This window comes from Virgibacillus kekensis (assembly GCF_042654125.1).
GTDB classification, from domain to species: domain Bacteria; phylum Bacillota; class Bacilli; order Bacillales; family Amphibacillaceae; genus Lentibacillus; species Lentibacillus kekensis.
Map to the genome: position 1 here is coordinate 232572 of NZ_JBHSFU010000006.1, position 14806 is coordinate 247377.

Sequence of the window (14806 nt, forward strand, 5' to 3'; positions counted from 1 at the left end):
ACCCGCCTACTCGATTGTAGGACGAGATGATACATTCGGATGGGAACGGAAGTGTTGAATGTATTCCAAAGATTTACCTGTACCGATTGCCACACTGTCAAGCGGCTCTTCAGTTACAAATACAGGCATTTTCGTCTCATCACTAATCATTTTGTCCAGGTTTCGAAGCAATGCTCCGCCACCTGAAAGTACAATTCCCCGGTCCATAATATCTGCTGCGAGTTCCGGAGGTGTTTTTTCAAGCGTATCCTTAACAGCCTCAATAATCGCCTCGACTGTATCATTTAATGACACAGCAATTTCCTTGGCTGTTATAGTTATGGTTTTTGGAAGACCTGTCAGCAGGTCACGTCCTCTGATTTCCATTTCGGTATCCTCGGCAACTTCTCCGGCACTGCCTATATCCATCTTAATGGATTCGGCTGATCTTTCCCCAATCATGAGGTTATAATGTTTACGGATATAAGTAATAATTGCTTCGTCCATATCATCGCCGGCAGTTCTGATAGATCTGCTGGTTACAATACCACCAAGTGAAATAACCGCAACCTCGGTGGTCCCGCCACCTATGTCAACAATCATGCTTCCAGTTGGATCCCATACTGGTAGACCTGCCCCAATAGCTGCTGCAAAAGGTTCAGCAATAGGGAAAGCATCCTTAGCTCCCGCCTGCTTCGTAGCATCAATAACAGCACGTTCTTCCACCATGGTAATTCCGGATGGTACACAAATCATAACATTAGGCTTTTTAGCAAACATAGAACGATTGCGCATTGCCTTTTTGATGTAGTACTTCATCATAACTGCCGTCGTATCATAATCAGCAATCACACCATCTTTCATCGGACGGACAACCGAAATATTACCCGGTGTTCTCCCAATCATGTTGCGTGCCGAACTACCAACTGCTTCCACTTCACCACTCTGGATGTTTTTTGCAACTACAGTTGGTTCACGTACAACTATTCCTTTTCCTTTAACAAAAACAAGGGTATTTGCGGTTCCCAGATCTATTCCCAGGTCCTGTGAAAAACTGAATCCTCCCAAAAAAATCTTCCTTTCCCAATAACAAAATCAGTAGTAGTATGCAGCTTAGCTGTCTTTATATATTCTATGTGCTGCAAAGACCCTTCAGCGCAAATTTTTAACATTTATCCATTCTAAAGTAAAATTCCCAATCTGTATAATATAATCATAATAAGCGCCAATTTCTTCTAGTAGTCGGAAACTGGCGCGAGATGTTGACTTCCTATTCAATTATACGAAAAAAACAATAAAATAGATAGTGTTATAAGTATCCTTTTTCTTTAAGGGAAACAAATTTGCGGTCACCAATTACTAAATGGTCCAAAAGTTCAATGCCGATCATTTTACCGCATTCCACAAGCCGCCGTGTGACATGTATATCCTCCTGGGAAGGGCTTGGATCTCCTGAGGGATGATTATGGGCGCAAATGATGGAAGCTGCAGAGCGTTTTACCGCCTCTCTGAAAACTTCTCGGGGGTGGACGATGGAGGCATTCAGACTGCCGATGAAAATTGTTTGTCGGTGAATGATCTGATTTTTTGTATTTAAGAATAGGACAACAAAGTGCTCCTGGTTTAGATTGCGCATTTCTTCCATTACATAATCTGCCCCATCTTCGGGAGAGCGGATTACATATCGGTCAACAGGTTTATACTGATTCATCCGCCTGCCAAGTTCCAGTGCAGACAGCAATAGCACCCCTTTAGCTTCGCCAATCCCTTTAATGGCAGTCAGTTCTTCAATTGTTGCGTCCTTAAGCAAATTTAACCCTTCAAAATGCATAAGTACTCGATGAGCCAGTGTCATGACTGATTCTTTTTTTGTTCCGCTTCCAAGAAGTATTGCAAGCAACTCCTGGTTGGACAAGTGACCAGCCCCCAATTTGAGCAAACGTTCCCGGGGTCTGTCTTCCTTTGGAACATCTTTAATCATTATGGTTGATAAGGTCATCCATGCTCCTCCTTTGTTAAGTTATTTTAATAGTAGCTATAAAAAGAAAAATGAACAACTTAACAAAAGAGCATTTCTATTGCTTTCTTAGTACTGGTTATTAAGATTTCAACTGAAGAATTTTCAATTTACTTCAGTAGGAGCTAACGTAAAATCAAACTTTCATAGATTGTTCAACCCATCATATAGTTGTATACTCATTTCAGTGACATGGTCTGATACCATAAGTTCAATAGAACTTGCTGTCCCTCCCATTTAGTGGGGGTGTTCAGATCCTCAAAAATTTTAGTTAATGTATCAGTCAGTGCATTTACATGATTAGTGTCTGACGGTGTATTGCCTATTAGATCCTTCCAGTCATCTTTCGTCACTGTCTCCTGCCTGCTTAACCCGATCAGCGAATCACTCCATTGTTTTTCAAATGCCTGAAACCACTCTTTTTCTGCAGCTGAAAGTTTGGTCTCAAATGATGGCGTATTCCACTCCTTTACATACACCTCCAGCAATTTACTGGAAAATGAAGCAGCAAGCTGTTTTGCCTGTTCTTCAGAATTTCCAAGGCCCGCCAGTACATAATGAAAATCATCTTTTACCCAAATCATTGGGGAGAATCCTTCATCCCTGAAGGCAGCAGCCAATTTTTCTGCATTTTCCCCACTATCAAACTTACCTGCCTGGAGTACATATGCCTGTTTTGCTTCAATCGTGAAAGACGAACCAGCTTCCTGTCCAGCGGAGTTTCCGTTGTTATCCTTCTTATCGGAAGAATCTTCAGCAGCTGCTGGGACAGAAGGCCCTTGCGCATTCATCCCAGTATCTATATCAACAAACATATTAAGCATAAAAAACCCCAGGAATGATCCGATTACTGCTGCTGAAAGAGCTGCCATAATAATTGGCTTTAATTTCCGAAAACCGAGCTTCCCGGTAAACTGTGGTTCCTGATCACTATACCTCCGGATATGCGTCGGCACTTCATTGTCGGATTCCTCGATTGCCGCTGCATGTTCTTTTTTAAAATCACTGATGTTGTATGGTTCGTCTGGATGGTCAGTCTGATCTTTTTTTGCTTTTTTGCCGTTAATCCATACTGTTACGCTGCTTTTCTTTACCATCCGTGTTCCCTCCATGTGTCAGTTTATTCGACTCTACCACATCACTACTAAAAAGTAAGACGATTCATGACACACTTTCAGGAAAAATTCCTTCATAATATCGCAAATTTCGCAGCGAAACTTATATAATTCCGAATAAGATCTTATCCGCCAACTAAAAGGAGGCTAGGATAAATGTGTATAAGTAACATAAGATCCAAACTATCTTCAGTAAGATAGTTCGAATCTTATGTTAGAATGCCTTCGTATAATCTATAAACTGCGAAGTAACGGCGAAGCTTCGCTCCGGCAGAATACTTCGCTAATATATGTTCACTATGTGAAAAGATTAAGAGGTCAATGTAAATACAGTACAAATCAGCCTTATTCCAGCGGAGGAAATACACGGAGACTTCTACGGGAGCAGAGGCCTCGATGAGACCCCGGAGAGCGTTAGCTCAACGGAGGCTCAACAGCCGCCCGTGGAAAGCGTAGTGTACTTCCGTAGCGACGAAGACGCACTTATTAATCGTGAGTTCGAGTTAAGCATTGATTTTTCACTTCTTCGCATTTTATATCAACTTTGAAATAAAGCCCAACTATAAGAGGGTAACATTAAAAGCTTCCCATCCTAATTCGTTAGTATCTGGAAAGCAAAGTGTTAGTTTTGAACCAACCTCCTTTAAGAGTTAGGAAGTTTTCAGATCTTCGTATACAGCAACTCTATTCCTTCCCATCCTTTTCGCTCCTATATACATGGCCCTGTCTGCATGCCTGACAAGCTCCTCAGGGGTTTCACAGTGTAGCGGATAAACTGCTAGCCCTAAGCTCAGTGTTACCAATACATCAAGAGGCTCATCTATATCAAAAATATGTTTTCGAACAGTAAAAGGTTTATTCGCAATACCGGAACGTATTTTTTCAGCGATTATTGTTGCCTCATTTAGCCCGGACTCTGGCAGAAATATCACAAATTCTTCCCCCCCATATCTAGCAGGGATTCCTTTATCACCTACCAGTACAGTAAGTCGCTCAGCAACCTGGCAAAGAATCTCGTTTCCGGCTTCATGTCCATATGTATCATTTACTTTTTTGAAATGGTCTAGGTCCAGCAGCAAGAGGGAGAATTCCATCTGACTGCCAGTAAGCCTCAGCGAATTATAATACGTATCAATCTGATTCTCCAGATATCTGAAGTTATATAATTGTGTTAGCTGGTCTTTTTCGCTTTCCGCCTTGGTCCGCTCATAGTTTCTGGCATTTTCAGAAGCAACACCCAAATAGTTTGTCAGAATATCCAGTATCTGAAAATGCAGTTTTTCAAAAGCCTTTTTCTTTCTGGATTCAACGGTCACAACCCCGATTATATTTTCTCCATACTCTACTGGAATCGACAACACGCTTTCCGTACTATTTGGTATTTTTCCACTTTTAACATCCTGCCACTCATCGGCTTGGTTGTACATAATTGGTTTACCACTTGCCCATACTTTGCCACTAAAAGCTTCATTGCGTTCCAATGACTCAAACTCCGCCTCCGTGCTCTTATGAATATCACGAAACTTTTCAAGTTGAAGTTTGTTCCCGTTAACCATATAGATATAAGCATAATTAATTGGCATAAGGTCACTTAATTCATCAATAAAAATGTCATAGACATCGTCAAGCACCATCCGTTTTGTAAGCTGATGACCGATTATACCTGTTTTTTCAAGATACCTGTTAATTTCCTTCGAGGAATATAGCAACATGAAAATAACAGAAATAAACACAAATGGAATCCCAAGATAGAATATTCCCGCCCGGCCGATTTCCATATAAAGCACGTAAAGTACAAAACCTACTGGAATAATCAGGAGAGAAGAAGTGAGTTCCCATCTCAGCCCCTCATCAAAAAACTTCACTTTCCGCTGATAGACTATTTTATCGGTCAACTTGGTAAGAATATGATTAAGAATAAAGATAGTGACTGCATAGCCGGCAATAGCCAGAAACTGAACACCGCTCTCTATTCGGCCCATATCATGTGTGCCGCCAAGCAGTATGAATAATTCGGCAGCTAAAATAGATACAAGTGAGAATAGAAGCATATTGAGCGGATAGCGAAAACTGTCTTTTTTTCTAATCCCCACTTTAAGCAAGACGACTATAATGGCAATTTGGGTCAGCAAAATTTCTGCAAACAGTCCAAATGTCAAAAACACTGCAATGCTAATTCCGTTAACTAGGAATATAGGATTATTATTAATAATTAGCGGAAACCAGGCAACAAGGCCCATAAACAGCGCGAACAAAAAGATATCCACCAAGTGACCATCAATATTAATATAATAAAATTCATAAGCCAGCCATAAGATGGCGGGCCATAGAGCAGCCCATAATACCCATACCATAATTTTTCTGTTTCTGGTTACCATATATTAACCGCAACTCCTATCAAGGGAAAATGGACTCATTTCAGCATTTTCAACACCGACTGATTTCATAGTTCAGCAACTTTCGGATAATTATATATTACTATACTTTTCAGAACCTTTCAAAGTATTTTCTGACATTTTTGATAAAATAGAGAGAACCGGTAAAAAAATAGCACCTATTGATCTGCTGATCTTCGAGTTGACTGACAGTTTCCTCCCAGTCACCAACTACTTTCACATGATTTAAATCCATATATTTCCTCAGTTGCTTTATGTCTGCTGCCCTAGGATGGTCGAACGTCGTCAGGGTCACTGTGGTAAAGTGAGGAACCAGCATTTTCAGCATATTACTGATATCCTTATCTTTAAAAGCTGCAAAAATCAGGTGTCTCTCGTAATCAGGGAAGTTCTTTGTAACCGTGTCAACAAAGGCTGTCACCCCAGCAGGATTATGCGCCCCATCAAGTATGACAATAGGATTATTATGGATTTTTTCAAACCTCCCCGGGATCTGCGTCCTGTTCAGCGCTTTCAGGTTAATGTCCCATTTTGTATTAAAGCCCATTGACTGAAGAAGTTCCAATGCCTTTACAGCAAGCGAAGCATTTCTCTCCTGGTGTTCCCCATCAACTTTCAATGATACTTTTACCTCCCTGATAGCTTCTGATTTCCACACAAATACTTGCTCATCAGCAGTTTCAGGTATAGGTGTATATGTAAAGTCCTTGTTTAGAAGATATAACGGTGCTTTATTTTTATGTGCTTCAGCCTTAATGACTTGAAGGGCATCCCCATCGCCAACTCCGGAAATAACAGGGGTCCTCTCTTTAATAATACCGGCTTTCTGGTAAGCAATTTTTTCAATTGTCTTTCCCAAAAAAGCAGTATGGTCCATGGCTACATTTGTTATAATGGAAAGCATAGGTAGGAAGCAATTCGTTGTATCTTCTCTTCCACCCATTCCAGCTTCAATCAATGCAATGTCAGCTACTTGGGCAAAATACATAAACGCTGCGACCGTAATAATTTCAAATTCGGTTGGATGATTTCCTTCTTGATCCAACTGTTCAATATAGGGCTGGATTTCATTGAGGAGCATTGTCAGATTAGTATCCGAAATCATTTGCTCATTTAAAAAAATATGTCCTGGAAACCCATCGAAACTAGGAGAAGTGAATACACCAACTTGATATCCATTTTGCATCAGGGCATGTTTCAAAAACTGAACGGTGGATCCTTTTCCATTCGTCCCTGCGATATGTACTGCTTTTATCCTCTTCTGAGGGTTGCCAAGCAATTTTAGCAGGGTATTGATACGATCTAGACCTGGTTTCATTCCATATTGCGCCCTGTTTTTTAAAAAATCATCTGCCTGCTGGTAGTTTTCAAACAACGGACTTCACCTCTTTTATAGTAATCTAACTTTTTTATCATAACGTTTTGATAAATAGAAAGGAAATTATTTTATATGAACCTTAAAGGATGGATAATTTACAACGGGTATCTTCCCGGAGCCAAGTTCAGAGACTTCGCTGAATGGATTCATGAAGCAGCTCAAAGACAGGATGTACATACAGAAATATACAAAAATAATGAATTGTTGTCACTTTTATCAACCGATGAACTTGGAATAGTCAATAATCCCAATAACCTCTTACCGGACTTTGTGGTATTTACAGATAAGGATATTTACTTGGCCCGACAACTGGAATTACTTGGCGTCAGGGTTTATAACAGTGCTCGGACCATAGAAACCAGTGATGATAAAATCGCCACATATCAGGCAATGGCTGCGCAAGGGCTGCCGGTACCCCGGACCGTTGTGGCACCAAAAGTATTTGTAAGGACAGATACATTTAAACCAACCGACTTTGACCAGGCTGCAGACACTCTTGGATTTCCCATGGTCATAAAAGAAGCTTTCGGATCATTCGGTGAACAAGTCTATCTTGTCCATTCCAGTGATGAACTGCATACTAAGGTCCACGCGCTTCAGGGCCGTCCTTTTATGCTGCAAGAATTCGTCTCCTCAAGCAGCGGTAGAGATATCCGTCTGCAGGTTGTTGGTGACAATGTAGTGGCGGCAATGGCTCGATTTGCGGCCGATGACTTCCGAGCTAATGTCACAGCTGGAGGCACCATGGAGAATTACCACCCCACCACAGAGGAAAAATCAACCGCCATTGCAGCAGCGAAAGCCATTGGAGCCGATTTTGCTGGTGTTGATTTGTTGTTCGGACCGGACGATACAACAATTATATGTGAAATTAATTCCAATGCTCACATACGGAATTTATATGACTGCACCGGGATAAACGCGGCCGATTTCATAATAAGTCATATCTTAAAAACACTGCCGGGCGGTGAACACTCATGAACCAAAACGGCTGGCTGATATATAATAAAGCTGACATGGAACAGAACAGTTCTTATATTGAGTGGTTTATCAACGAAGCAGAGCTGCAGGGAATTTTGCTTGAACTCATACTGCGGGAGGAGCTCACAATCGGGATAGCTGATAATCATCAAACCGTTCTGCATAAAAACCGCCAAATCAATCTTCCGGACTTCGCGGTAGTCAGAACTATTGATCCCATGTTAAACAGATTCCTGGAGTCTCTTGGGATAAATGTATTCAATTCTTCTGAGGTTGCTACGATTTTTAATGATAAAGCGTTAACCCATTTTCATATGAACCAGTTATCCATTCCGATGACCGACACAGTTTTCATTAATGGCAGTCATCCCCCCGACACTCCACCTTTGGAATATCCGTTTGTGATGAAGGAACCCCATGGACGTGGGGGAAGACAGGTCTACCTAATCCATAACAACGACGAATGGGACATGAGACTAGCACAAAACTCCTCGCCCCAGTTGATTGTCCAGTCAATGAAAAACATTCAGACAGGGCGGGATGTACGGGTTTTTATTATCGGAAAAGAGATTGTTGGAGCGGTATTAAGAGCAAGTGACAATGATTTCAGGTCAAATTTCAAGCTAGGCGGGAGTGCCAGCTGGTATGCATTAAACGACAACGAGGTCAGCCTGATTTCTACCATTGTAAATGCATTTGATTTCGGGATGATAGGAATTGACTTCCTGCTTGACGATCAGGGAGGTTTTCTCCTAAATGAAATTGAAGACGTGGTTGGATCACGCACACTAAGTGCGGTGAGTGATATAAATATCCTTGAAAAATATGTCGCTCATATTAAAAACACAATTACTGATCGACAAAAAAGCGGAAACCCATGATTGGTTTTCCGCTTTTTCTATTTTAGGATTTTATTTCAGCCAGCCGCGCTTTAACTTTAGCCTGTTTTTCCAAATAATCCTTTTCTTTTTGTTTTTCTGCATCTACCACTGCCTGTGGTGCTTTATTAACAAAGCCTTCATTGGCAAGCTTCTTTTGGACACGCTCGACTTCTTTAGTCCATTTATCCAGTTCCTTTTCCAGACGCTCAATTTCTTTGTTGAAATCGATAAGTCCCTCGAGTGGAAGGTATAGCTCAGCACCAGTGATGACTGCTGACATTGCCTTTTCAGGTGCATCAATTTTAGTACTAACTGTCAGTACACTCGTGTTGCAAAAACGTTCCAGATAGTTTCGGTTAGCCTCAAGTTCCTGCAGAACATCCTTATTCTCCGCCTGAATTAAAAGTTTTACCTGCTTGGACATTGGTGTGTCTACTTCTGCACGGATATTACGAACCGACTTGATAATAGACACCAACCTATCCATTTCACGGGAAGCAGCTTCGTCGTGGAACTCCTCTTTTGCTTCTGGCCAAGCCGCAACAGTAATAGATTCACCTTTATGCGGCAGTTGCTGCCAGATCTCTTCGGTTATAAATGGCATGTACGGATGCAACATTCGCATTGTCTGATCCAGGACATATGCAAGTACTGATCTTGTTGTCTTTTTCGCTGCTTCGTCATCCCCGTATAGTGGCAGTTTTGCCATTTCAATATACCAGTCACACAATTCATCCCAAATGAAGTTATACAAGTAACGGCCAGCTTCACCAAACTCATATTTGTTGGTATTCCGTGTAACCTGTTCAATTGTTTCATTTAACCGGGTTAAAATCCATTTATCAGCCAGTGATTTTTCGCCTGAAATATCGATGTTCTCATATGTGAATCCTTCCATGTTCATCAAAGAGAAACGGGATGCGTTCCATACTTTGTTAGCGAAGTTCCAAGTTGACTCCACTTTCTCCCAATGGAATCGTAAATCCTGGCCGGGAGTAGAGCCGGTCAGCAGGAAGTAGCGAAGTGAATCTGCACCATACTTATCGATTACATCCATCGGGTCTACGCCGTTACCAAGTGATTTACTCATCTTTCGTCCGTCAGCATCTCGAATGAGTCCGTGAATAAGTACATCTTTAAACGGCCGCTGATCAGTAAACTCTTTTGACTGGAAAATCATACGTGCCACCCAGAAAAAGATAATGTCATAACCGGTTACCAGTACATCGGTCGGGAAATAGCGTTTAAAGTCCTCTGCCTCTGTATCCGGCCAGCCCATTGTGGAGAACGGCCACAGTGCGGAAGAAAACCACGTATCGAGAACATCCGTATCCTGTTCCCAGTTTTCAATATCCTCTGGAGCATCCTTGCCTACATAAACTTCTCCAGTACCCTTATGGTACCAGGCAGGAATCCGGTGACCCCACCACAGCTGACGGGAGATACACCAGTCACGGATATTTTCCATCCAGTTCAAATAAGTTCGTTCAAAACGTCCCGGCACAAAATTAACTTTCTCTTCACGCTGCTGAAGCGCAATTGCCTCATCTGCCAGTGGTTGCATCTTAACAAACCACTGTGTGGACAAGTACGGTTCCACAACCGCGCCGCTGCGCTCAGAATGCCCAACCTGGTGAACACGCTCTTCAATTCGGAAGAGAACATCCATGTCCTGAAGGTCCTTGACTATTTGTTTCCGGCATTCAAATCGGTCCAGCCCCTCATATTTTCCAGCATTTTTATTCATGGTGCCATCTTCATTCATAACGAGTACACGCTCAAGATTATGGCGGTTTCCGATTTCAAAATCATTCGGATCATGTGCTGGTGTAATCTTAACAGCCCCTGAACCCAAGTCCATATCTACATACTCATCGGCTACAATTTCAATTTCTCGCCCGACAATCGGTAAAATAACAGTTTTGCCTACAAGATTTTTATACCGGTCATCATCAGGGTGAACAGCAATCGCCGTATCACCAAGCATGGTTTCAGGACGTGTGGTTGCTATTTCTATAGTCTCCTCACTATCCTTAATCGGATAGCGCATATGATAAAATTTGCCTTGAACTTCCTCATAAATAACTTCAATATCAGAAAGAGCTGTTTTTGTTTGTGGATCCCAGTTGATAATATACTCGCCGCGGTAGATCAGACCTTTCTTATACAAGGTAACGAAAACTTCCCGTACCGCATCAGATAAGCCTTCATCCAGGGTGAAACGTTCGCGAGAATAGTCAAGCCCTAGTCCCAACTTTTCCCACTGCGCCCGAATGAAATCAGCATATTCTTCCTTCCACTCCCAAGCTGTTTCGAGGAACTTTTCCCGGCCAAGGTCATACCGGCTTTTCCCCTGCTCCTTCAGCTTAGCCTCTACCTTTGATTGAGTAGCAATTCCTGCGTGATCCATCCCAGGCAACCATAAAACATCATACCCCTGCATCCGCTTCATTCTTGAAACGGTATCCTGCATAGTTGTATCCCAAGCATGGCCCAGATGAAGCTTTCCGGTAACGTTCGGTGGCGGAATTACGATTGAAAATGGCTCTTTTTCCTTATCGCCTTTTGCCTCGAAAAACTTTCCTTCCACCCAAAACCTGTACCGCTCTTTTTCTATTTCCTGGGGGTTGTACTTTGAAGACATTGAAATCCCTGTCTCGTCGCTCATCCTATATCCTCCTTTTAAATGCAATAAAAAAATCCTTTCATCCAATAAAGGACGAAAAGATATTATTCCGTGGTACCACCTTTGTTCACAAACCCAAGAAGCTTGTGCACTCGTGTATTGATAACGGACAACAACCGGCTTCTCCTACTATGAAGAATAAAATAATCCCTCGTTTCAAAGAAGCTGCATCAGGGGTGACCTTCCAAAACAATTGTACCTGGGAAATTCCCACCAGACATTCCCTCTCTGTAAGGCAATTGCAATGTACTCTTCCCTGTCATCGCATTTTAATATTATTTTCCATTTTATCCGTTACTGAAAATAAAATCAACTATTATTAGTATATGAATTGCACAAAACACCTTCATTTATACATAGTATATAAAAAATACAACAAGGAGTGATAAAAAATGGCGAGGTATTACCGCTACCGACTTCCGCCATGGGCACTGCGCTGTATAATTGTAATCGAAAGAGTAACCCTTCCGATTTTAATTTTCCAGTTAATCCGGACTCTGTTCTTCCCGACAACGCTCGATGTATTTCTTTTAGGTTTACTTGTAGGGGTGTTTATCGCATTTTATCTAGAGTGGATTTAATCGCTTGATTCGGCGTCAAACCCTAAAGCTATTTCCCGGTATACAAACTCTGACCAATCAAGCCCAAATTGGAGTTCTCGGCCTGCAATTTTAAGTGTTTTTGTCTGATTAACCATAGTATCAGCAGACGGCGATTCTGCATAGTGCTGGAGCAATTTAATATATGGAAAAGGATTCAGGAGATGAATCGCTGCCAAATGGAGTTCTTTCTCTGATAGCCTGTTTTGCTCCAGGTAGGATCTTGTAGCCTCCTTTAGAGCAGCAAAAGAAATATGGAAATCCCGTACCAGACTTTTTATAAAAAATATAAGATCAAAAACCGGATTCTCATATCCGGCATTATCCCAATTCACAAAGCAGGTATACTCCCGCCTAACAACATGGGAAAGGTCAGGTTTTCCATGACAGAGACTATAGTTCCATACCGGGTCCTCTTCCAGATTGTCCAGAAAGTCAGCTGTATGTCTCCCGATTCGCTTAAGTGTTTCATCGAATATCCGGAATTGTGTACAGGCAAGAAGTTCAAACGGCGACATGTATCTCTGTTTTTCGAACGCTACTACAACATGCAAAGATTCTTCATATAAACCCTCGCACGACTGCTGGTATTCCTTAAATCTTTTTGATACAGGGTTATGCTGAATGGAAACACAGTTGGCGGTGGTGGCATGTATTCTTCCAAGTACATCCATAGCTGATTTCACAAGATCTTCAGGACTGCTTTCATTATCGGCTAGCCATGGGGACATATAAAAGAATGCATTCGAATGTTCAACATAAAGCTTATTATTATTTGTCAGGCAGACCGGTGCTATATATGCTAATTTTTTAGCCGCTGCCTCGTGATAGACGCGCTCCCAGACAGGCAGGGTCTCTTCTGTCAGATTGCTTCGCTTAACCACATATCGCTGACGGCCGTCATTGAGCATATGTACTTTTTCCGTTATCTTGTTTACATGATAAGGCCTGATTCCATATTCCTTAGCAATTTCTGTAATGGAATCCATCTCAATATTCACCTGCCTTTTCAGACTTATACCCCTTACTGTTTAGAGCAAGGGGTATTATGGCTAGTTCCTTTTTTTATAAGGGATGTAAAGTAACTGTCCTTCTTCAATACTCTCATCAAGCAGATGGTTTTGCTTAACCAATTGCAGCGGTGATATTTCATACCGTTCGGCAATTGATTCAACCGTATCTTTTTCTTGGACAATACAAAGCTTCATTTTCGCATAACTGTCTTCTTCCTCAGAACGGAATAAGTCAGCGAGATACGAAGCATCTTTTCTCTCTTCTGAACGACTTTCCTCCACCTCATAGGACTCGTCAGATTCTGTGCCTTGAAATTCTACTGCATGAGAGGATTCTTCATGACTCTGGCTCTCTGCACTTTTTTCAACTGAAGCTTCTTTTTTATCAAAAAACTCAGCTAGTGATTGTGACTTTTTGTACTTCCATCTGTCCTTAACTACTTCCTTGTCTTCACCGGCATCAACATAATCAGGCTCCAGTGATACTAAAGAGGTATAATCTGGCTCAGGCCTGCTTTCGGGAGAGTCTTCTTTTTCCCCTTCTTTTACTGATTTAATATCGAACTCAAACTTACTCTCCTCAGATGGGAGAAATTCATCACTTTCTTCAGTGTGATTTTCGGCAACAGGAGTCTCTCCTCTGGTGTCACGAATTCCATGAATCTCGATTTTAGAATTCAACTTTAAATGATTATGACGGGGAATTTCATAATCAAATGATTCTATGTTTACCGTTACGTCATTCAAATCAGCTACTCGATATGCGGGGACAGAGATTTCAACCGGAAAACGGTGCACAAATTCAGACAACCCGTTCTCCAGCTCGACAACTCTCTCGATATATCGTCGTGAATGATAACTGTCAAAATCAAATGATTCCCGTTCACTTTCCTCCCTTTTCACCGTTTCTTCCTTCTGATAAGTACCGTGAAGCTCAATTACTCCCCGTATGGAAATATAGTCATTGAATGGCTGAATGGAAATTTCCGGGTCAAGTGAAATTCCCATCATCTCTGCAACTTCCTGTCCCTCTTCAAAATAAAGGGACTCATCCAGATCAAACGTGAAAACCTCATGTTCGTTAGACAAATAATTTCCTCCCTTCAACATATATTCCATATAACTTATATGCCTTAATTCAACTATATGACTCGTTTTTAGAGGATATGCTTCCTATAAGAAAACCATGCCAATTAAATAAAAAGCTGTTTATAAGATACAAAAATCATAAACTGCGACGTAACAGCAAGGTTGATTTCCGCTTCGGGCAGTCGCTTTCCGCGGGAGTCGTCTCTCCTCCGCTCTAATCAACCATAATAGTGTGTTAATCTTTTATGGTTCTAACTTAGAAATAACCCATTCTTACGGAGTTGAAAAAACAATACCAGCGAAACCAGCGAAGGAAATACACGGAGACTCCTGCGGGAGAAGAGGCATCGGTGAGACCCTGAAGTGCGAAGCATGAGGAGGCTCAACAGCCGCCCGGCGGCGAAGGAGACACTGCGAATTTATGAGCAGATGTCGTACTTGCACCCAGAGCGGTGAAAGCGGAGTGTATTTCCGTAGCGATGATAAAGCAATTTCATTAGCCTAATGTTAGTAAGCGGATCCCAAATTCACTACGTTGCACTTTACCTCAACTGTAAAATTAATGAGCAACGACAAATGCCTAATTAAAAAAGTCACCCCCATAGGTGGTTACCCCCAAAAGTTAGAGTTTATTATGCAGCTGATTGGCTGGATTGAGTTCGGTATTCAACT

General features: G+C 41.7%; 11 protein-coding genes and 1 other annotated feature. Of the genes, 3 read left to right on the plus strand and 8 right to left on the minus strand.

The genetic code is table 11. The features are described from left to right. Positions 1-6 precede the first annotated feature (6 nt). From ACFO3D_RS12115 to ACFO3D_RS12135, 5 genes are all read right to left on the minus strand, one after another. Positions 7-1047, minus strand: a complete 1041-nt coding sequence (locus ACFO3D_RS12115) for a rod shape-determining protein (protein ID WP_390296314.1) — start codon at positions 1045-1047, stop codon at positions 7-9. A gap of 241 nt (positions 1048-1288) precedes the next feature. Next, a complete protein-coding gene (gene radC / locus ACFO3D_RS12120; RefSeq protein WP_390296316.1) occupies positions 1289-1978 on the minus strand; it encodes a RadC family protein in 690 nt (229 codons plus the stop codon). Between the two features lie 197 nt (positions 1979-2175). After that, positions 2176-3093, minus strand: coding sequence for an SPOR domain-containing protein (locus ACFO3D_RS12125; RefSeq protein ID WP_390296318.1), 918 nt, complete (start codon positions 3091-3093; stop codon positions 2176-2178). A gap of 668 nt (positions 3094-3761) precedes the next feature. Further along, the gene (locus tag ACFO3D_RS12130; protein WP_390296320.1) at positions 3762-5489 is read right to left on the minus strand and encodes a sensor domain-containing diguanylate cyclase; all 1728 of its coding nucleotides are present in this window, start codon (positions 5487-5489) and stop codon (positions 3762-3764) included. Positions 5490-5598: 109 nt separating this feature from the next. Further along, positions 5599-6882 (minus strand): bifunctional folylpolyglutamate synthase/dihydrofolate synthase, encoded by a 1284-nt coding sequence (locus tag ACFO3D_RS12135; RefSeq protein WP_390296322.1) that lies wholly within the window; start codon positions 6880-6882, stop codon positions 5599-5601. Positions 6883-6957: 75 nt separating this feature from the next. Between ACFO3D_RS12135 and ACFO3D_RS12140 the strand changes: the two genes are divergently transcribed. Continuing rightward, the gene (locus ACFO3D_RS12140) at positions 6958-7866 is read left to right on the plus strand and encodes an ATP-grasp domain-containing protein (RefSeq protein ID WP_390296324.1); all 909 of its coding nucleotides are present in this window, start codon (positions 6958-6960) and stop codon (positions 7864-7866) included. After that, positions 7863-8747, plus strand: a complete 885-nt coding sequence (locus ACFO3D_RS12145; protein ID WP_390296326.1) for an ATP-grasp domain-containing protein — start codon at positions 7863-7865, stop codon at positions 8745-8747. The genes ACFO3D_RS12140 and ACFO3D_RS12145 overlap by 4 nt, the downstream gene beginning before the upstream one ends. A gap of 22 nt (positions 8748-8769) precedes the next feature. Here the strand turns inward: ACFO3D_RS12145 and ACFO3D_RS12150 are convergent, their stop codons facing one another. Continuing rightward, positions 8770-11415 carry a valine--tRNA ligase gene (locus ACFO3D_RS12150; RefSeq protein WP_390296328.1) on the minus strand — a complete coding sequence of 882 codons (2646 nt, stop codon included), beginning with the start codon at positions 11413-11415 and terminating at the stop codon, positions 8770-8772. A gap of 44 nt (positions 11416-11459) precedes the next feature. Next, positions 11460-11705 (minus strand) — a binding site (T-box leader). Between the two features lie 120 nt (positions 11706-11825). Between ACFO3D_RS12150 and ACFO3D_RS12155 the strand changes: the two genes are divergently transcribed. Beyond that, complete coding sequence (locus tag ACFO3D_RS12155) at positions 11826-12014, plus strand: hypothetical protein (RefSeq protein ID WP_390296330.1); 189 nt, start codon at positions 11826-11828, stop codon at positions 12012-12014. Here ACFO3D_RS12155 and ACFO3D_RS12160 read toward each other — a convergent pair. After that, the gene (locus ACFO3D_RS12160) at positions 12011-13021 is read right to left on the minus strand and encodes a phosphotransferase (protein ID WP_390296332.1); all 1011 of its coding nucleotides are present in this window, start codon (positions 13019-13021) and stop codon (positions 12011-12013) included. The genes ACFO3D_RS12155 and ACFO3D_RS12160 overlap by 4 nt on opposite strands. A gap of 63 nt (positions 13022-13084) precedes the next feature. Next, the gene (gene spoVID / locus ACFO3D_RS12165) at positions 13085-14134 is read right to left on the minus strand and encodes a stage VI sporulation protein D (protein ID WP_390296334.1); all 1050 of its coding nucleotides are present in this window, start codon (positions 14132-14134) and stop codon (positions 13085-13087) included. Between the last annotated feature and the right edge of the window lie 672 nt (positions 14135-14806).